The following is a 20021-nucleotide window of genomic DNA, read 5'->3' as shown; positions in this document are numbered from 1 at the left end:
CCTCCGGCCGCAAGGCGGCCACCCATCCGGACGAGGAGCGCGATCATGCGTGGAGCAGTACTGCACGGACCCGGGGACGTCCGGGTCGAGGAGCGTGAGCGGCCGACGCTGCTGGCGCCGACCGACGCGATCATCAAGGTCACCGCGGCCTGCGTCTGCGGGTCGGACATGTGGCCCTACCGCGGCATCGAGTCCACCCCCGGACCGATGCCCATGGGGCACGAGTACGTCGGCGTCGTCGAGGAGATCGGCGACGACGTGAAGAACGTGAAGATCGGCGACTTCGTCGTCGGGTCCTTCTGGGCCTCGGACAACACCTGCCCGATCTGTCAGGCCGGCTACCAGAGCCGCTGCGTGCACGCGGAGTACGTAGGCATGAACGGCGCCCAGGCCGAGTACCTGCGCGTGTCGCTGGCCGACGGGACCCTGGTGGCGACGCCGGGACAGCCCGACGAGGACCTGATCCCGTCCCTGCTGGCGGCCTCCGACGTGCTCGGGACCGGCTGGTTCGGGGCCGTGGCGGCCGAGGCGGGTCCGGGCAAGACGGTCGGGGTGGTCGGTGACGGCGCGGTCGGGCTGAGCGCGGTGCTCGCCGCCAAGCAGCTCGGGGCGGAGCGCATCATCGCCATGTCGCGGCACGATTCCCGTCAGCGACTCGCCCGGGACTTCGGCGCGACCGACGTCGTCACCGAGCGCGGTGACGAGGGTGTGGCGAAGATCAAGGAGCTGACCGACGGGCTGGGGGCGCCCAGCGTCGTCGAGGCCGTCGGGACCCAGGAGTCGATGCTGCAGGCGATCCAGTCGACCCGGGCCGGCGGCCACGTCGGGTTCGTCGGCGTCACCCACGACGTCTCGCTGCCCGGCGAGCTGTTGTTCTTCTCCGCGGTCCACCTGCACGGGGGGCCCGCGCCCGTGCGTCAGTACCTGCCGGAGCTCATCGAGCTCATCTGGAACAGGACGATCGACCCGGGCAAGGTCTTCGACCTCACCCTGCCGCTGGAGGAGGCCGCCGAGGGCTTCGCGGCCATGGACGAGCGCCGCGCGATCAAGGCGCTGCTGCGTCCCTGACACCTCCGGACCCGTGACGACGGCGCGTGGCCCCCTTCCGGGCCACGCGCCGACGTCGTGCGTGCGGAGCGGGACCGGTCAGAAGTCCTGGCAGGTCAGGTACTCGAAGCTCTCCCGCGCGAAGCTCGCGTCGGTCGGGGCGCCGTCCATCTCGATGACGTAGTACTTGATCTTGCCCTGGGCCGCGTCGAGGATCGACGGCCAGTCGATGTCACCCTCGCCGACGACGGTCTGGGTGCCGAACGCCGGGGTCGGGCCGGACAGGTCGCCGTCCTTGATGTGCAGCAGGTCGATGCGGTCGCCGTACTCCTCGAGCATCTCGACGACGTCGGCGCCGCCGTCGGTCGCCCAGTAGACGTCGACCTGGAAGGCGACGTACCGCGGGTCGGTGTTGCGGGCCACGGCCTCCCACCAGCTCATCGTCTCGCCCGTGGCGGGGTCGGTGACCTCCAGGACGAACTCGTTCCAGTGGTTGTGGCCGAAGTGCTTGCCGGTGCCGGCCTTCACCGACTGCTCGCCGGCGGTGTTCATGGCCTCGGCGGTCTCCATGGCGCTCTCCCACGACGTCGAGCCGCCGAAGAACGGGACGCCGGGACCGGACCAGCCACCCGACCCGGTGTACTTCTGGCCGAGGGTCTTGGCGAAGTCGAGGGTCTCGTCGAAGGTCTCCGGGTCGGTGCCGCCGTGGGAGCTGGGTGCCTTGAGCTGGTGCTCCTTGAGCAGCGCGCGGAACTCCTCGGCCGTGCGGCCCTCGTAGCTCCCGCCGAACGGCTCGACGTTCTTGTAGCCGATGTCGGCCAGCTCGCCGAGGACGGCGTCGACCCCGATCTCCTGCTGCCAGGCGCTGTAGCTGTAGAGCTGGAACGAGATCTTGCTCGCCGGCACCGAGCGGCCGGAGCACTGGTCCGAGGCTCCGGCGGACCGGCCGTCCTGGTGTGCGTCGGCGACGGCCGGTGCGGCCGCCACGAGGGGAAGGGCGAGTCCTGCGGCCGCCGCGGTCGTGGCGGCCCGGGTGAGGAGAGAGCGTCGCATCGTCGGGAATCCTCTCGAAAGGGGCGGTGTCCACCGTCGGACACATGGATCGGGGGCGGGTACCGGCGGTCGTCGTCGATACCTGCCGTACTTATGAAAGCTAACAGCAGAAGCCGATCGCGCGATACCCCTCTTCGGTCGCAGCGCGATCAAAAGTAGCCGACCGGGCCGGCGACGGTGTCGGCGCCGCGGACCGGGTCAGTGCGGGGAGAAACGGCCCCAGGGGTTGCCGAACTTCCGTTCCCACGGCGGGCGGCTGCTGACCTCCCCGGGAGGTTCGCAGGTCTCGGCCGTCAGGTCGGACCAGATGGTGGGCGAGCCGGTCTCGTCGTCCCGCGTCAGGAGCAGGGTGATCTCGTCGCTCCCGGTGGCCCACGGGTCGCTGGTGGAGAGCCGGACGACGACGTCGTCCGGTCCCGCCGACCCGAGACCGGACCGGGGGGCGACGATCTCGAGGTCGAGGACCTCGGGTGGGTCGTCGTCCGGCGCGGCCCACGCGGGGGCCCCGCCGGCGGTGGCCACGAGCAGGGTCGCGAGCGTCGAGACGCGGCGCAGGGTGCCGTCGTGGGTCGTGGTGCGCATGGCTCCTCCCCGGTCCCCGGCGACGTCCTCCGGTGCCGCCTGAGGTTTCCAGCCTCGTCCTTGCGTCCTGACCTGGCCATACGTCATTCTCCGTATCCCTGCGGCGCCCCACGGAGTACCGTCGAACCAGTGGCTCCGGGAGGCGTCATGGCACGGAACGATCCCTCCAGCGACGATCTCGCCATGCTCGGTGACCTCCTCGACCTGGCCGACGTGCGTCGGCACGAGCCGACGACGGCGGTGACGGCGGAGATCCTGCGCCGGCTCGAGCAGATGCTCGGCTGCGACGGTGTCGCGCTGAACGTCACCGACGCCCGCGACTTCACCTCCGAGTACGTCCAGGAGGTCGAGTCAGGTCGGGAGACCGTGGCGGGGCGCCCCGCCGACGGCGTCGACGACGGCGGCGGCGTGGAGGTCGTGCACCGGTACTGGTGGAGCCTGCCGGGCAACTTCGTCGAGCTGCGCGGTGAGCCGCTCGTCGCGACCGTCCGGTCGTGGTTCGGCCAGCGCCGCTGGGCCGAGCACCCGACGCAGCGCGAGTTCTTCCACGCCGAGGACATCCTCGCCTTCGGCTATCCGTTGGGACGGGGGCGGGCGGTCCGGGTGGTGGCGCCCCGCTTGACGGGAGAGCCCTTCGGCGAGCGCGAGGTGACGATGTGCCGCCTGCTGCTCCCCGCGCTGCGCGAGATGCTGGTGGCCGTCGCCACCGGCGTCGAGCAGGACGCGCCGGCGCTGACCGCCCGGCAGCGGGAGATCGTGGAGCTGGTCGCGACCGGTCTGACGAACAAGGAGATCGCGCACGCCCTCGGCATCTCGGTGGGCACCGTGCGTGCCCACCTCGACCAGATCTACGCGCGCCTGGGGGTCTCGAGCCGGACGGCGGCGGTCGCCGCCGCGGCGGCCGGCGGGCCGCGTCCCGGTGCGGAGACCGTCAGCGCTGGAGGCTGAAGCCCCCGTCGCTGGTGAGCACCTGCCCCACCATCCACGACCCGGCGGGGCTCACGAGCCAGCCGATGAGCCGCGCCGGGTCGGCGGGTTCGCCCCAGCGGCCGAACGGCGTCGCCGCGCGCAGTGCCTCGAGCTCGGCGAGCGGCCGGTCGGTGGTGCCGGGGTCGAGGTAGCCCGTGTTCACGGGACCGGGGTTGACGGTGTTGAGGACGATGCCGAGGTCGAGCAGCTCGGCGGCGACGGTGGGCGTGATGCCGGCCAGCGCGGCCTTGGCGGTGGCGTAGGCGACCTCGCCCGGCATCGGTCCCTGCTCCTGGCCGGACGTCATCCACACGACCTTGGGCGCGCCGGCCGGGTCGGCGGGTGCGGTCCGCCGCAGCGTCTCCCCGGGGCGCAGGGCGGGCGCGTCCTCGCGGTGCTGCCGGGCGAACAGGCGGGTGAGCAGCAGCGTGGAGCGGGTGTTCGTCTGCCAGTGCGCGTCGAGCGCCTCCGGCGTCATGTCCAGGATCGAGCCGTCCCCGCCGCTGCGTGCGTGGTTGCACACCAGGACGTCGACGCGGCCGGTCAGCGCCCGCGCGGCGTCGAACAGCGACGCGACCTGCGCAGGGTCCCGCAGGTCCGCGGACGCCGACGCGGACCGTGCGCCGTCGTGCAGCGCCGCCCGGACGCCGGCGTCGACGGCGGCGAGGTCGTCCGCACCCCACGGCTGGTCGGCGTCGTGCGGGGCGTAGTGCTGGGTGAACACGTGCGCGCCGAGGCCGGCGAGCTCGCGGGCGACGGCGAATCCGATGCCCTTCCGGCGTGAGACCCCGGTGACCAGGGCGGTGCGACCCGACAGGGGCGGTGCGGACGACATGGCAGCACGCTACGTCCCGCGGGCGGACCGGCCACCCGGAATACCCGACGCTTGCCCGGGGCTTGTGCTTGACGTGCCCCCGACGTCGACGTCCGTGGGCCTGCGTTCCGAGCGCGGGCCGGTCCTGCTGTCCCTCATGCTGTCCACGGCCCTGGTCGCCCTGGACGCGACGATCATCGCCACGGCGTCGGCCACCATCGCCGACGAGCTCGGGGCGTTCGAGCAGGTGCCGTGGCTCTTCTCGTCCTACCTCCTCGCCCAGGCCGTCAGCACGCCGCTGGCCGGACGGCTCTCGGACATCGTCGGCCGCAAGCGGCTCATCCTGGCCGGGGTCGGGTTCTTCTTCCTCGGGTCCGTGCTGTGCGGGGCTGCCTGGTCGATGGGCGCCATGGTCGCCGGCCGTGTGCTGCAAGGACTCGGCGCCGGGGCCGTGATGCCCGTGTCCCAGACCATCGCGGCCGACATCTACACCCTGGAGGAGCGCGCCCGGGTGCAGGGGTACCTGGCCTCGGTGTGGGCGATCTCCTCCGTCGTCGGTCCGACCCTCGGCGGCGTCTTCACGGAGTTCGTGTCCTGGCGCTGGATCTTCCTGGTCAACATCCCGTTGTGCGCACTGGCCGCCTGGATGCTGGTCCGGCGGTACCACGAGTCCCCGCTCGACGGTGACCGGGAGCCGATCGACCATCGTGGTGCCGTGCTGCTGGCCGGCGGCAGCGCCCTGCTCCTGCTCGGTCTGCTCGAGGGCGGGTCCAGCTGGGCCTGGGTCTCGGTCCCGTCGGTCACCGTGCTGGCGCTTGCCGGCGCGCTGCTCCTCGTCTTCGTCCGGCACGTCCGCCGGGTGGCGCACCCGATCCTGGACCTGGGTCTGCTGCGCCGGCGCGTGATCGGGGTGGCCACGGCGATCTCGCTGGTCGTCGGCATGGTCGTCCTCGGCCTGGCCACCTACGTGCCGATCTACGCCCAGGGGGTGCTCGGCGTCGGCCCGCTCATGGCGGGTTTCGCGTTGGCGGCCATGATGGTGGGATGGCCGCTGTCGGCGTCCAACGCCGGCCGTTTCTACCTGCGTCTCGGGTTCCGTCTGACGGCGATCATCGGCTCGACGCTGGTCGTCGCCGGCACGGCGTCGAGCCTGCTGCTCGGCGAGTCGTCCCCGCTCGTCGCCGTGATGGGCACCACGTTCCTCGTCGGCACCGGGATGGGGCTGACGGCGGTGCCGACCCTGATCGCCGCCCAGTCGTCCGTGGACCACACGATCCGCGGTGCCGTCACCGGGATCAACATCTTCGCCCGCTCCCTCGGCTCGGCCGTCGGCGTCGCCGTCTGCGGGGCGATCGTCAACGCCCGGGCGACGACGGGTCCCGACGGCATGCCGTCGGGACCCGATCTCATGGCGGCGATCCACCTCGTGTTCGTCGTCGTGGCGGTGTGCGGCGGGGTGATCGCCCTGCTGGCGTTCTTCCTGCCGGCCGACCGGCAGGCGGCACGGGACCGCCGGGCCGCCGTGCGTGCGGTGGACTGACCGGCGGCGACGGGCCGACGACGCTCGCCCTGAGAAAGGACGAGTTCCGTGCAAGACTTCCCGACACCGGCACGGGTGTTGACCGCACGTGGCGTCCCGCGCGGCCGGGCCGGGGACGTCGTCAGAAGGAAGAAAGGACAGCACGCATGGGGGCACGACACGCGTCCGGCGGGGTCCGCGTGGCGCGGCAGGGGTCGCTCTGGGTGATGTGGGGCGACATCGACTTCAGCGTCACGCACAGCGTGCGGGACCAGCTCGCCGCCACGCTCGACGGCCGCGCCAAGACGGTCGACCTGTCCCGGGTGACGTTCATGGACTCCTCGGGACTGCACCTGATCCTCATGGACGTGACGATGGAGACCCGCCCGCGGCTCGTCGGGACCCCCGACGCCGTGCTCGACCTGCTGGAGATGAGCGGGGCCCTGGAGCTGGTCGAGCTGATCGACGAGATCCCGCCGGCCGAGGCCCCGGAACGTGCGCCCCGTACGCGGTTCGAACCACCACCCATCGTCGGGTAGCCGACGATGCCGTCGATCCTGACGGTTTGCCATGCCCGAGCACGTGAGGAGCGACCGCCGTGACCGTTCGACAGGACGACGAACTACCCAACACCGCACCGCCGGAGGACTTCGCCGAGATCGCCCGGTGGATCCTGACCGAGGTCGACGAGGTCGCCGCCATGCGCGCCGGCCTGCAGGAGCGGCTGGGAGAGGGAGGCCCGGAGACCGCGGAGTCGACCGCCGAGAAGCTCGTGCTCATCGCGTCCGAGCTGGCGACCAACGCCGTCCGCCACGGTCTGCCGCCCACGGTGGTGCGGCTGCTGGGTGACGGGCAGGTCTGGCTGCTGGACGTCGCCGACCACGACCTGTCCACGCCGCCACGGCTCGCCGGGGACCGCGACCCCGGTCACGGCGGCCTCGGGCTGATGATCGCCCGCCGCCTCTCCCTCGCGGTGGGCTGGTACACCACCGAGCAGTCGAAGCATGTGTGGGCCACCGTCGGCAGGACGAGCCCGGAGGCCTGAGGCCGCGCACGGCAGCGCCGTCCGGGTCCCGCGCTACGAGGCCCGGACGGCGGCGTGCCGGGGCGTCAGGATCCGGTCAGGACCTCGTCGACGGCTCCGAGGAAGTCGTCCAGGTCGTCCGGGGTCCGGGACGTGATGAGCGTCCACCCCTCGCCCGGGTCCACGACCACGGGCGCGTCCTTCCAGGCGGCACCGGCGTTGCTCAGGTCCGTCTGGAGCGACGGGTAGGAGGTGACGGTCTTGCCCGTCGTCACCCCCGCCTCCACGAGGACCCAGGGGCCGTGGCAGATGGCGGCGACGGGCCGTCCGGAGCGGGTGAAGGACCGGACGATCTCGACCGCCGACGGCTGCAGCCGCAGGGTGTCGGCGTTCAGGGTGCCGCCCGGCACGAGCAGCAGGTCGAACCCGGCCGGGTCGACGTCGTCCAGCGTGACGTCCGGGGTGACCGTGCGGCCGGGATCCTTGTCGCCCACGAGCGTCGCGACGTCGTCGGAGGTCGCGGCCGCGACCGTCACGACGGCCCCGCGCTCGCGCAGGTGCTCCAGCGGGACGACGAGCTCGTCCTGCTCGACTCCGTAGTTCGTCACGATCGCCAGGACGGTGAGGTCGGTGAGATCGGTCGCCATGGTTCGCTCCTCTCGTCGTTCGGGAGCCCCACGGTATGGGCCCGCGGCGGATCCTGCCGGTCGGGCTGCCCGCGCCGCGCGGCGTCGCCGTCCTTACGATGGATCCGACACCCGGTCGGAGGTCGACGACGATGGCGACGAGGACGGCGGAAGCAGAGGCACGGGCGGAGGCGGGCAGGGGTGCGCGCCAGGCCGTGCCGCGGTCGGCGCACGGCCGCTGGGACCCGCCGACGGACCGGACGGACCCGGTCGAGGTGCTGGCGGCGCAGGACGCCGACCGCCTGCCGTGGCTGGTGCCGGTCAGGAGGGCCCGTATGGCGGAGTCGGCCTTCGCCTTCTTCCGCGGCTCCGCGGCGGTCATGGCGATGGATCTGGCCCCGACGCCGACGATCGGCGTGCCCGTGCAGCTCTGCGGCGACGCGCACCTGGCCAACTTCGGTACCTTCGCCTCGGCGGAGCGGCGCCAGGTGTTCGACCTCAACGACTTCGACGAGACGGTGCCCGGACCCTGGGAGTGGGACGTCAGACGGCTGGCGGCGAGCGTCGTCGTGGCCGCCCGGGACAACGGGTGGTCCGACGCCGTCGGCGGCCGGGCGGCGCGGGGTGCGGTCCGGACGTACGCCCGGGCGATGTCCCGGTTCGCTGATCTGCCCGCGCTGCGGATCTGGTACGAGCAGGTGTCCCTCGCCGACGTGCGCCGCGCGCTGCCCTCGAAGGCCGACCGCAAGGTCTTCGACAAGAGGATGGCCAAGGCCCGGGGGAGGGACTCGGTCCGGGCGCTGGGCAAGCTCGCCGAGACCGTCGACGGTCGGCTCCGGATCCGCAGCCAGCCGCCGCTGCTGGTGCCCCTGCGCGACCTGACGGAGCACCTGGACGCCGAGGAGATGCACGCCCGGGTGGCGGAGACCTTCGCCGGCTACGTCGAGTCGCTGCCGCCCGACCGGCGGTACCTGCTGCAGCGGTTCTCCGTCGTGGACGCCGCGCTCAAGGTCGTGGGTGTGGGCAGCGTCGGGACGCGGTGCTGGGTCGTGCTGCTCACCGGGCGCGACCACGGCGAACCCCTGTTCCTGCAGGTCAAGGAGGCCACGGACTCGGTGCTGCAGGCCTACGTGCCGACGCGCCCGGACCCGCACGCCGGCAGGCGCGTGGTCGAGGGCCGTCGCCTGGTGCAGGCCAGCCCTGACGTGTTCCTCGGGTGGTCCGACACCTCGGTGGGCCGGCACTACTACTGGCGGCAGTTCCACGACATGAAGGGGTCCGCGGACGTCGCGGCGATGGACCCGGACCGGCTCGGGGCCTACGTCGAGCTGTGCGGGCGGACCCTCGCCCACGCCCACGCCCGCTCCGGCGACGCGGTGACGATCGCCGGCTACCTCGGCTCGGGCAGGACGTTCGCCGACGCCCTGGCCGACTTCGCGGTCGCGTACGCCGAGCAGAACCAGGCCGACCACGACCGGTTCCGCCGGAGCGTCGCCGACGGGTGACGCGTCAGGTCGACGGTGCGTCCCCGTCGCGCCGGGTGAGCTCGATGACGGGGATGTGCCGGTCCGTGGCGCGTTCGTACTTCGCGAACTGGGGCGACGACGTCGTGATGCGTCCCCACACCTGCGCGCGTTCGTCGCCGTGCAGCTCCCGTGCCCGGACGGGGACGGTCTCGCCGTCCACGACGATCTCGACCTCGTCGGGCCGGGCGGCGAGGTTGAGGTACCAGGCCGGGTTCGTGGCCGCGCCGTTGGCCGACGCGACGACGTACCACCGGTCCGGGCCGCCGTGGAAGTAGGCCAGCGGGGTGGTGCGGGCCGCTCCGCTCCGGCGCCCGACGGTGGTCAGCGCCAGCAGCCGCATCCCCAGCACGGGACCGCCGCGGCGACGGATCCGGCGCAGGGCCAGCCCGTTGAACCACCGCACGACGCGGCCCGGCTTGCGCGCTCCGCGGGTGCCCGTGGAGTGGCTGAAGGTCATCGGTCCTCCGGAGGTCGACGACCTCCACCGTAGCGGCACGGCTGCTCAGGTGTGCAGGACCGCCTGCGACGTGGCGGTGCTCTGAGGCATGTGCCCGAGGAACCAGTCCCGGGCGAGCTCGGCCGCGCGGTCCAGCGTGCCCGGCTCCTCGAACAGGTGCGTGGCCCCGGGGACGACCGCCAGGTCGTTCTCGCACCGCAGCCGTCGCTGGGCGCGGCGGTTGAGGTCCAGCACGCAGGAGTCCTCGCCGCCGACCACCAGCAGGGTGGGGGCGCGGACCTCGTGCAACCAGTCCGCGGCCAGGTCCGGACGGCCTCCGCGGGAGACGACGGCGGAGATGTCGTGGCCGAGCTGGGCGGCGGCCCGCAGCGCCGCGGCCGCACCGGTGCTCGCCCCGAAGTACCCGATGGGGAAGTCGTCCCAGCCCTGGGTGGTGCGCAGCCACCAGGTGGCGTCGACCAGCCGCCCGGCCATGCGCCGGATGTCGAACACCATCGGACGCTCCCACTCCTCGCGGGCGGTGAGCAGGTCGAAGATGAGCGTGCCCAGTCCCGCCTCGTTGAGGACCTGGGCGACACGCCGGTTGCGCGGGCTGTGCCGGCTGCTGCCGCTGCCGTGGGCGAACACCACCAGCCCGACCGGGTCCTGCGGCACGGTGAGATGTCCGTTCAGCATCAGCGCACCAGCCCGGATCTCGACGTCCTCGTCCCGTGGCGGTGGCGGGTCGACGCTCGGGGGCTCGGCGGGCCGGGCCGCGTGCGTCGCACGCTCGAGCAGCGCCATGACCTGCTCGTCGTCGACCTGGCGGAAGTCCGCGTACCACTCGCCCACGGCGCGGAACGCGCGCGGGCTCTCGACGTAGACCACGTCATCGGCTACCTCCTGCAGTGCTTCCAGTGCCGGTGCGGCACCCACGGGCACGGCCACCACGACGCGGGCCGCTCCCCGGTCCCGGGCGATGAGGCACGCGGTGCGCGCCGTCGACCCGGTCGCGACCCCGTCGTCCACGACGAGGGCCGTGCGGCCCGCGAGGGGCACGAGCGGGTGCTGGCGGCGGATCCTGTGCACGCGCCGGTCCAGCTCCGCGCGTTCGGTGGCCTCGGCGCCGGCGAGCTCCTCGGCCGTGACCTGGGCGCGGCTGACGACCTGGTCGTCCACCACCCGGGCGTCCCCTTCACCGACCGCACCCATCGCCAGCTCGGGCTGGTAGGGGACGCCCAGCTTGCGCACGACGATGACGTCGAGCGGTGCGTCCAGCGCGACGGCGACCTCGAACGCCACGGGGACCCCGCCCCGGGGGAGGCCGAGGACGACGACGTCCTCGTCGCGCAGCCCGGCCAGCTCCTCGGCGAGACGCTGCCCGGCCTGGGTGCGGTCGGTGAAGGGCATGCCACCACGATGCGCGCCGCGGACGGGTCGGCAGAAGGGCCGTTGGTCCCGAATCGGCCGGGGACTCGGGCCCGACGTGCGCCGTCCCCTGGCCTGGCCGACCCGGGCGCGGCAGGATGGAGGCGGAACCGACGAGCGGAGGTCGCGATGGACACCGAGAAGAGCGGCAAGAAGAAGTCCGGCGGGATCAAGAAGTTCTACAAGGTGGTGATGCTCGCGATCGCCGTCGCGGCCGTCACCAAGGAGCTGCGCAAGGACCCCGAGGACCGTGAGTGGCACGGCAAGGTCGGGTTCGTGCCGTACGAGTTCCGGATGCCGACGATCTCGCGCGCCAAGGAGCGCCTCTGGGACCCCGAGGCCGAGCACGTCCTGGGACCGCAGGTCTTCGGCGTGGGCTGGACCGTGAACGTCGGCCGCGTGGTCGCGCTGGTCAAGGAGCGCGTCGCCGGCTGAGCCGCCCCGGCGACGGCCGGGCGATCGTGCCAGGGTGGACGGCGTGAGCACCGTCCCCGGTCCCGCCGCCCTGCCCTTCGCCGAGCTGCACCTGCACCTCGAGGGCACGCTCGAACCCGACCTGGTCCTGGAGCTGGCCGCGCGGAACGCCGTGGAGCTGCCGTTCGCGGACGTCGAGGACCTGCGCCGCGCGTACGCGTTCAGCGACCTGCAGTCCTTCCTCGACCTGTACTACGCGAACATGGCCGTGCTGCGCACCCCGCAGGACTTCGCGGACATGACGACCGCCTACCTGGCGCGTGCCGCGCGTGCCGGGGTGCGGCACGCCGAGGTGATGATCGACCCCCAGGCGCACGTCGCCCGCGGCGTGCCGCTCGAGGCCGTCCTGGAGGGTGTCGACGAGGCGCTGTCGACGAGCGAACGCGACCACGGCGTCTCGACCGCGCTCTTCGCGGCGTTCCTGCGCGACCGCCCCGAGTCCGAGGCCCTCGACGTGCTGCACCACCTCCTCGGCCTGCACGCGCCGATCGTCGGTATCGGGCTGGACTCGGCCGAGGCCGGCCACCCGCCGTCGGACTTCGCCCGGCTCTACGACCGGGCGCGCGCCGAGGGCCTGCACCTCATCGCCCACGCCGGCGAGGAGGGGCCGCCGCAGTACGTCGTCGAGGCCCTGGACGTGCTCGGTGTGGACCGGATCGACCACGGCATCCGCGCCCTGGAGGACGACGCGCTGGTCCAGCGGCTCGTCGACGAGCAGGTGCCGCTGACCGTCTGCCCGCTGTCGAACGTGGCGCTGCGGGCGGTCGACCGGCTGGAGGACCACCCGGTCCTGGCGATGCTGGACCGCGGGCTCAACGTGTCGGTGCACTCCGACGACCCGGCCTACTTCGGCGGATACCTGGACGACAACCTCGCCGCGCTGACGACGTCGCTCGGCATGACGGCGGGGCAGCGGGCACGACTGGCGGAGAACTCGATCCGGGCCGCCGTGCTCCCCGCCGACCGGCGTGCTGCCCTGCTGGCCGAGATCAGCCGGCAGGAGCGCTGACGCACCGGCCTCCGGGTGCCTCGGTCCGCTGCGGCCGGGCCGGGCTCTCGAGGAGGCCGTCGGCCAGCCGGGCGGTGGCGTCCACCGGGTCCAGCGTCGAGGCGTCGTGCGAGACGAGGAGCGTCGCCGCGCCGGTCTCGCGGGCCAGGGACGTGATCAGCTCGACCACCCGCACGCCGCGGTCGTGGTCGAGCGCCGAGGTCGGCTCGTCGACGAGCAGGACCGCGGGGTCCCCGACCAGCGCGCGGGCGATCGCGACGCGCTGCCGCTGGCCGCCCGAGAGCTGCGCCGGCCGGTGGTGCGCACGGTCCGCCACCCCGACGGCGTCCAGCAGCTCCAGGGCTCGACGACGCACCGTGGCGGGTCGTCGGCCGCGCAGGTGGGCGTGCAGCTCGAGCTGTTCCAGGGCCGTCAGGGAGTCCAGCAGCCGCGGTGCCTGGAAGACGACGCCGAGGTGGTCCCGGCGCCACCGCGTCGCCTCGGCCACGGACGTCGTCGGGGTGAGCGCGACCTCGTCCCCGAGCCGGACCCGGCCCGAGGTGGGCGGTGTCAGTCCGGCCGCGACCGCCAGCAGGCTCGACTTGCCCGACCCGGAGGGTCCGAGCAACGCGGTCGTGGTGCCGGCGGGCACGGTGAGCGAGACGTCGTCGACGGCGGTGAGCGTCGAGGTCCCGTCCGGGTAGACGAGGGTGATGCGGTCCAGGTGCAGGTCCACGGGTCTCTCCTTGCGGGGTGTCAGTGCGCGGCCAGCGCGGCGTGCGGGTCGATGCGGGTGATGCGGGCGACCGAGACGGCGGCCCCGGCCAGGCCGAGGAGCACGAGCCCGGCGGCGGGCAGCACGGTCGTGGTGGTGTCCACCAGCACGGGGACCGTCGCGGGCAGCAGACGGCCGCCCACGGCCGTGAGCAGGGTCCCGAACCCGACTCCCACGGTGAGCACCACGGCCGCCTGACCGAGCGCGTCCCGCAGCAGGTATCGGGTCGTGGCGCCGAGCGCCTTGAGCACGGCGACGTCGGCCGACCGGCTGATGGTCCACACGCTGAAGAAGGCACCCACCACCAGGGCCGAGATCGCGACCAGGAACCCCTGCATCGTGGTCAGCGACGTGTTCTCGCCGGCGTAGGAGGCCACGGCCGATCGTGCCTGGGCGGTCGTCACGGTGGTCGTGCCGACCGCGGCGTCGCCCCGGGCGGCTCCGTCGTCGCTCGTGGTCAGCGCGACGACGGTCGCCACCGGGTCGTCGTCGGACCCGGTGCCGCGGGCGCCGACGGCCTGCCAGTCCGCGACGGTCGTCCACACCACCGGGGTGTGGGCGAAGGACGCCTCGACGTCCGTGGTGCCCACGACCTCCAGGGCGGTCCCCCCGACGGTCACGGTGTCGCCGGGAGCGGCGTCGAGCTCGGTGGCGGCCGCGGGGGAGAGCAGGACGCCGCCGGTGGTGAGGTCCGGGGAACCGGCGGGCAGCAGGCGCGAGCCGGCCGGGACCCCGAACGCCGTGACCGAGGCGGTGCCGGCTGCCGACCCGGCGCGGGTCGTCGCGACCCCGAGGGGTTCGGCGGCGTCCACCCCCGGGACCCCTCGCCAGCGTCGCCACTGGTCGGCCGTGACCTGCGAGGCGGTGAAGGCGGGCGCGTCGTCCGGCCCCGGCATGGCGAACGCCAGGTGGTCGGCGGGCAGGTCGGTGACCGCGGAGGTGGACTCGCGGGCGAGGCCGGCGGTCAGGGAGGCGAGGAAGGTGACCAGGAAGGTGACGAGCACGATGACGGCGGTCATGAGGGCGAACCGCCCCCGGGCATGACGCAGGTCGCGCAGGGCGACGAACACGGCGGGTCCTTTCGACGAGGGATGTCCCCAGCGTCGTCGGCGCGGCGAGGCGTGGCATCGCCCCGGGGTGCGGTCCTGTCGCGCCGCACGGTCGATCCCGGGATCAACCGTTCGGACGATGTGCGGCGCGGCGGGCGGGCTAGCGTGGGACGGATGGACGGTCGCCCGCAGCACACGGCGGCACGCGGGCTCCTGGTGGGCCTCGACGTGCTCCTGGTCGTGCTCACCGTCGTGACGGTCGTCCGGGCGCCGGCGGGGCAGCGCACCGCGACCGCGGTCGTCGCCCTGGTGCTGCTGGGGCTGTACGCGGCCGGACGACGCGTGGTGCGGGTGCACGACCGGCCCGTGGACGCCCCCCGCGGACGCTGGTGGCCGGACGCCGCCTGGGTGACCGCCCTGACGGTCGTGTGGGCCGTGCTGCTGGCCCTGTCCCCGGAGGCGTTGTGGACCGCCTTCCCGCTGCTGCTGCTCCAGATGCACGTCCTGGGGCCGCGCCGCGGGCTGCCCGCGGTGGCGGCGACGACCGTCGTGGCCGTCGGTGCCGGGCTGGCGCGCGCCGAGGGGCCGTGGCTCGGGTTCGTGCTCGGTCCCGTGCTGGGTGCCGCCGTCGCGGCCGGCGTCGTGCTGGGCCTCGAGGCGATCGTCCGCGAGTCCCAGGCGCGTCAGCGCGCGCTGGACGAGCTCACCCGCGCCCGCCGCCACCTCGCCCGGGCCGAGCGGGAGTCCGCCGTCGCGGCGGAGCGGGAACGGCTCGCCCGCGACATCCACGACACGCTGGCGCAGTCGTTGTCCGCGATCGAGCTGCTGCTGCGCACCGCCGACGAGGCCATCGGGACCGACGACGCGCGCGCCCGGGCGCTCGTGGCCCGGTCCCGCGAGGCCGCCGCGAGCAGTCTCGCCGAGGCCCGACGGTTCGTGCGCGACCTGACTCCCCTGGACCTCGACGGCGGCACCCTGCTCGCGGCGCTGCGACGGGTGGCCGAGCGCGCGACCGCCACGGCCGACGAGGCCGCGGGACGCGCCGGCGCCCTGACGGTGACCGTGGAGTCGACCGGCACCCCGCGACCGCTGCCGCTCGCGGTGGAGACCGCGCTGCTGCGGGTCGCGCAGTCAGCGCTGGCGAACGTGGTCCGGCACGCCCGCGCCACCCAGGCCGGCGTCGCGCTGCGCTTCACCGAGGACACCGTGGTGCTCGACGTCGTCGACGACGGGTGCGGGTTCGACCCGGGGGCGACCGACGGGTTCGGGCTCGCCGCCATGAGGTCGCGGGCGGCGGAGCTCGGCGGCACCCTGATGGTGGACAGCACCCCGGGCAGCGGGACGGCGCTCGCGGTCGCGGTGCCTCTCGCCGAGGAGGCCGCGCCGTGATCGACCTGGTCATCGCCGACGACCATCCCGTGGTCAGGGCCGGCCTGCGCGCCGTCGTCGAGTCCACGGGCGACCTGCGGGTCGTGCACGAGGTCGCGACCGCCGAGGAGCTGCTGGCATGGCTGGCCGACGGCGGCACGGCAGACGTCGTCCTGCTCGACCTTCGGTTCGGCCCAGACCGGCTGACCGGGGCCGAGGCGACGCGCACGGTCGTGGACCGGTACGCCGTCCCGGTGCTGGTGGTGACGACCTACGGGTCGGACGCCGAGATCCTGTCCGCCGTGGAGGCCGGCGCGACGGGGTACCTGCTCAAGGACGCCCCCACGGAGGAGCTCGCGGGGGCGGTCCGGGCGGCCGCCGGGGGCCGGACCGTCCTGGACCCCGCGGTGCAGCGCCGGCTGCTGGGCCGGGTCAGGCAGCCCTTCGAGGCGTTGAGCTCACGGGAGCTCGAGGTGCTGGCGCTGGTCGCGGCCGGAGGGTCCAACGAGGCGGTCGCCCGCGAGCTGGTCGTGTCGGTCGCGACCGTCAAGACGCACCTGACGCACGTCAACACCAAGCTGGGGACGCGTTCGCGCACCGAGGCGGTCGCGGTGGCGCGGGAGCGCGGGCTGCTGCCCTGACCGACCGCGGGCGGTCCGTGGGGGAGGGGGCGCGATACCCGTCACGTGCGGGCGGTGCGGCCCTGCAGCGCGCGGAACGCCAGCACGAAGCTCAGGACGCCGACGACGGCGATCGCCGCGAGGCCCTGCCAGAGCGCGGTCGCGTCCCAGCCCTCCATGATGAGCGACCGCAGCGCGGCGAGGAGATACGTCACGGGGTTGAACTGGGCGATGGTCGCCAGCCACCCGGTCAGGGCGTCCAGCGGCAGGAACGTGGTGGTGAGGAACGCGAACGGGAAGAACAGCAGGAAGCTGGAGTTCACCGCCGCCGGGTTCCCCGTGCGCAGCGCGATGGCGTAGGGGAACCCGGTGAAGGCCAGCCCCCACAGGCCGGCGAGGAGCAGGAACACCAGGACGCCCGCGGCACCGGTGGCGAACTGGACGCCGAGGGCGAAGCCGAGGACGAGCACCGGCACCGACAGGGCGACGACCAGCGCGAGGTCGGCGACCATCAGGCCCAGCAGGAGCGAGGTGCGGTGCATGGGCGTGACGAGCAGCCGGTCGAAGTAGCCGCCGGTGATGTCGGTGACCAGGGCGCTGGCCCGCGACACACCCGTCACGGCGAAGATGATCGCCACGGGGATCTGGAAGGCCTTGAAGTCGTCGACGCCGGTGAACGTCGCGACGTCGCCGAGCGCGCCGACGTTGACCACGAAGAAGAACAGCGGGATCACGAGGGCGGGGATGATCGCCTCCGGCTCCCGGGGGATCTGCCGGAGCGCGCGGATCGCGACGGACAGCAGGTCACGCCAGAACCCGGCGGGTCGGGCCGAGACCGGATCGTCGCGCACGGCGGTGTCGGTGCTCATGGGGCCTCTCCTTCGTCGTCCTGGATGCGGTGACCGGTCACCCGGAAGAAGACGTCGTCCAGGGTCGGGTGACGCAGCGCGAGCTGCTGGACGGTGATGCCCGCACGGTCGAGCGCGAGGGCCACGGGGCTGACGGCTCGTGCGCCGTCGTCCACGGAAACCATGAGGGAGGTGCCGTCCGTCTCGACGCCACCGATGCCGGTGCCGGCGTCGAGCGTCCGGAGCGTCGTGCGGGCGTTCTCGACCTGGTCGCCGACCTCCACCACCAGGACGTCGGTGCCGATGGAACGCTTGAGCTCGCCCGGGGTGCCCTCGGCGACCAGCTCGCCGCGGTTGATGATGCCGACCCGGTCGGCGAGCGCGTCCGCCTCCTCGAGGTACTGGGTCGTGAGGAACACGGTGACCCCGAGCTCACGGTTGAGGCGACGCACCTCGGCCCAGACCGTGGCGCGACTGATGGGGTCGAGTCCGGTGGTGGGCTCGTCCAGGAAGAGGATCCGCGGGTTGTGGATCAGGGCGAGCGCGAGGTCGAGCCGGCGCTTCATGCCGCCGGAGTACGTGCCCACCCGGTCGTCCAGCGCGTCCCCGATGTCGATGAGCTCGCGGAGCTCGGCCACGCGACGGGTGGTCTCCCGGGCGGTGAGCCCGTAGAAGCGGCCCTGCAGGCGGAGCATCTCGACGCCGGTCTGCTTGTCGTCGAGCGCCGCCTCCTGGAGCGCGACGCCGATGCGCAGCCTGACCGCGGTGGGTTCGTGCACGACGTCGTGGCCCGCGACCGTCGCCGTGCCGCCGGTCGGCGCCAGCAGGGTGCACAGCAGGCGGGTGAGCGTCGACTTCCCGGCGCCGTTCGGCCCCAGGAACCCGTACATCTCGCCCTCGTGGACGGTCAGGTCGACGCCGGCGACGGCGACGTTGTCGCCGAAACGTCGTTCGATGGCGCGCGTGACGATCGCGGTCTCGCTCATGGGGCTCCTCGGGGGCGGCTGCACTCAGTGTGCTGAGTGATCACACGATCCGCTTCTCGAACGGGCGCCGACGAGCGTCCCGCGGTCAGGGAGCGGGAGCGTGGACTGCGGCCTGACCGCTGGTTGACCGGAGCCTGAACATGTCCTGGACGGGCGCGGCAGATCCCTGTACTGTCCCGGACATCGACGACGGTGACGGGAGATCACTCCGATGACCAGCGGTTTCACCGCCCTGACCCGCACCGTGGCGATGGCGGTCGCCATTGCCCTCGGCCTGCTCACGATGCTCGTCATCCCGGCCTCCGCGGCGGACGACGAACGTGAGGCCTCGGTGGTGGTCGTCGAGCAGGACACCAACTTCGTCTGGAGGCCGGCCGGGGGGTTCGTGCTCGACGTACGGGTGACCGACGAGGGCGGTCGCTCCATCGGCGGCCCGGTCGCGGTGCTGGTGGACGGCGACATGGTCCTGCGGACGCGCTGGCCCTCCTCCGAGCTGGTCGTCGATCCTCCGCCGTCGTTGCCCGGACCGCACGAGGTCAGTGTCCGGTTCGTGGGCGACTCCACCTATCGGCCCTCGGAGTGGACCGGGACCCTGGACGTCGTGGAGGGCGACGTACCGGGGGTCATGACCGTGGACGCCCCGCAGCAGGCCGCCTACGGCGACGTCGTGCCTTTCACGGTCGACGTCGCGACGCCGCCCGACCTGCTGGTCGACGACCCCGACCAGCCGGACGGACGCGCGGTGGTGACCTGGGACGACCCGGGGATGCGTCCGCGGGACGCTGCCGTCTCGGGGGGCACGGGCGTCGTCCACGTGCCGGCGGAGGTCCCCGGCACGCACGCCTACGAGGTGACCTACTACAGCGCCGGCGACGTCCAGATCACGCGGGCCACCGGGACGCTCACCGTCGGCAAGGCCCGGCTGCCGCTGCGCATCTGGTCCAACGACGTCCAGCAAGGAGTCATGAACACCGCCGGGGGGACGTGGGAGGTGGCCGCCTTCATGGACATCTCCTGGCCGATCGACGGGACGATGTCCCTGTACGACGGGGACCGGCTGCTGCAGACCCAGGACGTCGCCGGCATGGGTCTCGGCGCCACCGTCTTCACCCTCGCGGCCGACGACGTGCCCCCCGGCCGCCGGACGCTCACGGCGAGGCTGACGGGTTCGCCGTTCGTCGAGGACGCCAGCGCCACGCTGGACCTGGAGGTCGTGAGGAACCCGGCGGTGATCGGCGTGGAGCGCGCCACGGCCCGGACCTTCCAGTGGGGCCGTCCGCACAAGCTCCGTGTCGCCGTCCACAGCGCCGACAACTACTGGCCCGACGCCGTCCCGACGGGCACGGTGAAGGTGTACCGCGGAACGACGCGCGTCGGGACCGGGACTCTCGACGACTCGGGCGAGGTCGTCGTGCGGATCTGGGGCAAGAAGCTCCCGGTCGGACGCACGACGCTCCGGGTCGTCTACACCGGTGACACCGTCTACGAGAAGACGGTGCGGTACCGCACCGTGCGGGTGTACAAGGCCAGGACGAAGCTGCGGGCGAGCATCCTCGACACGACCGTCCACCGTCCCCAGCAGGTCAAGGTCCGGTTCCGCCTGAGCTCGCCGTCGAACGTCGCCCTGACGGGCAAGGTCAAGCTCAAGGTGGACGGCGTGACGGTCAAGACGGTGCGGCTGAGGAAGAAGCACGACGGCTCGCGCACGGTCTCGCTGCCCGCGTCGGTCGAACCGGGGCACCACTACCTGAAGGTCGTCTACGTCGGCACCGCGACGAAGAAGAGGTCGGTCAAGGTGCCGCTGTACTTCACCGTGTACTGATGCCGTCCGGCGCTCGGGGCTGGACGGCGACGAGTGGGGGCGGGGGTCGCCGGCCCGCAGGCCGGCG

The 20021-nt window shown here is 73.3% G+C and carries 21 protein-coding genes; 11 read left to right on the top strand and 10 right to left on the bottom strand.

Annotated features, from left to right (window positions below):
• Positions 1 to 45 precede the first annotated feature (45 nt).
• Positions 46 to 1068, top strand: coding sequence for a zinc-dependent alcohol dehydrogenase family protein (locus tag HLI28_RS05915; protein ID WP_171246590.1), 1023 nt, complete (start codon positions 46 to 48; stop codon positions 1066 to 1068).
• Between the two features lie 78 nt (positions 1069 to 1146).
• Here HLI28_RS05915 and HLI28_RS05910 read toward each other — a convergent pair whose 3' ends face one another.
• Together HLI28_RS05910 and HLI28_RS05905 are read right to left on the bottom strand one after the other, a co-directional pair.
• A complete protein-coding gene (locus tag HLI28_RS05910) occupies positions 1147 to 2100 on the bottom strand; it encodes a sugar phosphate isomerase/epimerase family protein (RefSeq protein ID WP_171246589.1) in 954 nt (317 codons plus the stop codon).
• 198 nt (positions 2101 to 2298) lie between these two features.
• Positions 2299 to 2682 (bottom strand): hypothetical protein, encoded by a 384-nt coding sequence (locus tag HLI28_RS05905; protein ID WP_171246588.1) that lies wholly within the window; start codon positions 2680 to 2682, stop codon positions 2299 to 2301.
• A gap of 147 nt (positions 2683 to 2829) precedes the next feature.
• Here HLI28_RS05905 and HLI28_RS15250 point away from each other — a divergent pair, with 147 nt between their 5' ends.
• Positions 2830 to 3630, top strand: coding sequence for a helix-turn-helix transcriptional regulator (locus HLI28_RS15250; RefSeq protein WP_246246462.1), 801 nt, complete (start codon positions 2830 to 2832; stop codon positions 3628 to 3630).
• Here the strand turns inward: HLI28_RS15250 and HLI28_RS05895 are convergent.
• On the bottom strand, positions 3614 to 4486 hold the full coding sequence (locus HLI28_RS05895) for an SDR family oxidoreductase (RefSeq protein ID WP_171246587.1): 873 nt from the start codon (positions 4484 to 4486) through the stop codon (positions 3614 to 3616). The genes HLI28_RS15250 and HLI28_RS05895 overlap by 17 nt on opposite strands.
• Positions 4487 to 4622: 136 nt before the next feature.
• Here HLI28_RS05895 and HLI28_RS05890 point away from each other — a divergent pair, with 136 nt between their 5' ends.
• The 3 genes from HLI28_RS05890 (at position 4623) to HLI28_RS05880 (ending at position 7029) form a co-directional block, all read left to right on the top strand.
• Complete coding sequence (locus tag HLI28_RS05890; RefSeq protein ID WP_246246472.1) at positions 4623 to 6005, top strand: MDR family MFS transporter; 1383 nt, start codon at positions 4623 to 4625, stop codon at positions 6003 to 6005.
• 146 nt (positions 6006 to 6151) lie between these two features.
• Positions 6152 to 6523: an STAS domain-containing protein gene (locus HLI28_RS05885; RefSeq protein ID WP_171246585.1), complete on the top strand. Its 372-nt coding sequence runs from the start codon at positions 6152 to 6154 to the stop codon at positions 6521 to 6523.
• Between the two features lie 59 nt (positions 6524 to 6582).
• Positions 6583 to 7029: an ATP-binding protein gene (locus HLI28_RS05880; protein WP_171246584.1), complete on the top strand. Its 447-nt coding sequence runs from the start codon at positions 6583 to 6585 to the stop codon at positions 7027 to 7029.
• Between the two features lie 65 nt (positions 7030 to 7094).
• On the opposite strand, the gene HLI28_RS05875 is transcribed toward HLI28_RS05880, so the two are convergent.
• Entirely contained in the window at positions 7095 to 7655 is a 561-nt protein-coding gene (locus HLI28_RS05875) for a type 1 glutamine amidotransferase domain-containing protein (RefSeq protein WP_171246583.1), read from the bottom strand.
• A gap of 131 nt (positions 7656 to 7786) precedes the next feature.
• Here HLI28_RS05875 and HLI28_RS05870 point away from each other — a divergent pair, with 131 nt between their 5' ends.
• A complete protein-coding gene (locus tag HLI28_RS05870) occupies positions 7787 to 9139 on the top strand; it encodes a DUF2252 domain-containing protein (protein WP_171246582.1) in 1353 nt (450 codons plus the stop codon).
• Positions 9140 to 9143: 4 nt separating this feature from the next.
• On the opposite strand, the gene HLI28_RS05865 is transcribed toward HLI28_RS05870, so the two are convergent.
• Entirely contained in the window at positions 9144 to 9617 is a 474-nt protein-coding gene (locus HLI28_RS05865) for a nitroreductase/quinone reductase family protein (RefSeq protein WP_171246581.1), read from the bottom strand.
• A gap of 45 nt (positions 9618 to 9662) precedes the next feature.
• Positions 9663 to 11006: a phosphoribosyltransferase family protein gene (locus HLI28_RS05860; protein WP_171246580.1), complete on the bottom strand. Its 1344-nt coding sequence runs from the start codon at positions 11004 to 11006 to the stop codon at positions 9663 to 9665.
• A 147-nt stretch (positions 11007 to 11153) separates the two neighbouring features.
• Here HLI28_RS05860 and HLI28_RS05855 point away from each other — a divergent pair, with 147 nt between their 5' ends.
• The gene (locus HLI28_RS05855; protein ID WP_171246579.1) at positions 11154 to 11459 is read left to right on the top strand and encodes a DUF5808 domain-containing protein; all 306 of its coding nucleotides are present in this window, start codon (positions 11154 to 11156) and stop codon (positions 11457 to 11459) included.
• A 43-nt stretch (positions 11460 to 11502) separates the two neighbouring features.
• Positions 11503 to 12507 carry an adenosine deaminase gene (locus HLI28_RS05850; RefSeq protein WP_343035687.1) on the top strand — a complete coding sequence of 335 codons (1005 nt, stop codon included), beginning with the start codon at positions 11503 to 11505 and terminating at the stop codon, positions 12505 to 12507.
• Here HLI28_RS05850 and HLI28_RS05845 read toward each other — a convergent pair.
• Entirely contained in the window at positions 12488 to 13222 is a 735-nt protein-coding gene (locus HLI28_RS05845) for an ATP-binding cassette domain-containing protein (RefSeq protein ID WP_171246577.1), read from the bottom strand. The two genes, HLI28_RS05850 and HLI28_RS05845, sit on opposite strands and share 20 nt — an antisense overlap.
• Positions 13223 to 13242: 20 nt before the next feature.
• Positions 13243 to 14331, bottom strand: a complete 1089-nt coding sequence (locus HLI28_RS05840) for an ABC transporter permease (protein WP_171246576.1) — start codon at positions 14329 to 14331, stop codon at positions 13243 to 13245.
• Between the two features lie 153 nt (positions 14332 to 14484).
• On the opposite strand from HLI28_RS05840, the gene HLI28_RS05835 reads away from it, so the two are divergent.
• Together HLI28_RS05835 and HLI28_RS05830 are read left to right on the top strand one after the other, a co-directional pair.
• On the top strand, positions 14485 to 15699 hold the full coding sequence (locus HLI28_RS05835) for a sensor histidine kinase (RefSeq protein WP_171246575.1): 1215 nt from the start codon (positions 14485 to 14487) through the stop codon (positions 15697 to 15699).
• The gene (locus HLI28_RS05830) at positions 15696 to 16319 is read left to right on the top strand and encodes a response regulator (protein ID WP_171246574.1); all 624 of its coding nucleotides are present in this window, start codon (positions 15696 to 15698) and stop codon (positions 16317 to 16319) included. The genes HLI28_RS05835 and HLI28_RS05830 overlap by 4 nt, the downstream gene beginning before the upstream one ends.
• Before the next feature lie 41 nt (positions 16320 to 16360).
• On the opposite strand, the gene HLI28_RS05825 is transcribed toward HLI28_RS05830, so the two are convergent.
• Positions 16361 to 17167 (bottom strand): ABC transporter permease, encoded by an 807-nt coding sequence (locus HLI28_RS05825; RefSeq protein ID WP_171246573.1) that lies wholly within the window; start codon positions 17165 to 17167, stop codon positions 16361 to 16363.
• Positions 17164 to 18132 (bottom strand): ATP-binding cassette domain-containing protein, encoded by a 969-nt coding sequence (locus HLI28_RS05820; RefSeq protein ID WP_171246572.1) that lies wholly within the window; start codon positions 18130 to 18132, stop codon positions 17164 to 17166. Before HLI28_RS05820 ends, HLI28_RS05825 begins: the two co-directional genes overlap by 4 nt.
• 211 nt (positions 18133 to 18343) lie before the next feature.
• Here HLI28_RS05820 and HLI28_RS05815 point away from each other — a divergent pair, with 211 nt between their 5' ends.
• On the top strand, positions 18344 to 19954 hold the full coding sequence (locus tag HLI28_RS05815; RefSeq protein WP_171246571.1) for an Ig-like domain repeat protein: 1611 nt from the start codon (positions 18344 to 18346) through the stop codon (positions 19952 to 19954).
• Positions 19955 to 20021: the final 67 nt, after the last annotated feature.

Origin of the sequence: Isoptericola sediminis, from assembly GCF_013085345.1 — a bacterium.
GTDB classification, from domain to species: domain Bacteria; phylum Actinomycetota; class Actinomycetes; order Actinomycetales; family Cellulomonadaceae; genus Isoptericola; species Isoptericola sediminis.
This window is presented reverse-complemented; position numbering and strand designations above follow the sequence as displayed.

Excerpts from the sequence above, each read along its gene's own strand:
- HLI28_RS05815 (WP_171246571.1), top strand. The coding sequence starts at position 18,344 with ATGACCAGCGGTTTCACCGCCCTGACCCGCACCGTGGCGATGGCGGTC.
- HLI28_RS05895 (WP_171246587.1), bottom strand. The coding sequence starts at position 4,486 with ATGTCGTCCGCACCGCCCCTGTCGGGTCGCACCGCCCTGGTCACCGGG.
- HLI28_RS05860 (WP_171246580.1), bottom strand. The coding sequence starts at position 11,006 with ATGCCCTTCACCGACCGCACCCAGGCCGGGCAGCGTCTCGCCGAGGAG.
- HLI28_RS15250 (WP_246246462.1), top strand. The coding sequence starts at position 2,830 with ATGGCACGGAACGATCCCTCCAGCGACGATCTCGCCATGCTCGGTGAC.
- HLI28_RS05885 (WP_171246585.1), top strand. The coding sequence starts at position 6,152 with ATGGGGGCACGACACGCGTCCGGCGGGGTCCGCGTGGCGCGGCAGGGG.
- HLI28_RS05905 (WP_171246588.1), bottom strand. The coding sequence starts at position 2,682 with ATGCGCACCACGACCCACGACGGCACCCTGCGCCGCGTCTCGACGCTC.
- HLI28_RS05855 (WP_171246579.1), top strand. The coding sequence starts at position 11,154 with ATGGACACCGAGAAGAGCGGCAAGAAGAAGTCCGGCGGGATCAAGAAG.
- HLI28_RS05820 (WP_171246572.1), bottom strand. The coding sequence starts at position 18,132 with ATGAGCGAGACCGCGATCGTCACGCGCGCCATCGAACGACGTTTCGGC.
- HLI28_RS05865 (WP_171246581.1), bottom strand. The coding sequence starts at position 9,617 with ATGACCTTCAGCCACTCCACGGGCACCCGCGGAGCGCGCAAGCCGGGC.
- HLI28_RS05825 (WP_171246573.1), bottom strand. The coding sequence starts at position 17,167 with ATGAGCACCGACACCGCCGTGCGCGACGATCCGGTCTCGGCCCGACCC.
- HLI28_RS05890 (WP_246246472.1), top strand. The coding sequence starts at position 4,623 with ATGCTGTCCACGGCCCTGGTCGCCCTGGACGCGACGATCATCGCCACG.
- HLI28_RS05915 (WP_171246590.1), top strand. The coding sequence starts at position 46 with ATGCGTGGAGCAGTACTGCACGGACCCGGGGACGTCCGGGTCGAGGAG.
- HLI28_RS05875 (WP_171246583.1), bottom strand. The coding sequence starts at position 7,655 with ATGGCGACCGATCTCACCGACCTCACCGTCCTGGCGATCGTGACGAAC.
- HLI28_RS05870 (WP_171246582.1), top strand. The coding sequence starts at position 7,787 with ATGGCGACGAGGACGGCGGAAGCAGAGGCACGGGCGGAGGCGGGCAGG.
- HLI28_RS05910 (WP_171246589.1), bottom strand. The coding sequence starts at position 2,100 with ATGCGACGCTCTCTCCTCACCCGGGCCGCCACGACCGCGGCGGCCGCA.
- HLI28_RS05835 (WP_171246575.1), top strand. The coding sequence starts at position 14,485 with ATGGACGGTCGCCCGCAGCACACGGCGGCACGCGGGCTCCTGGTGGGC.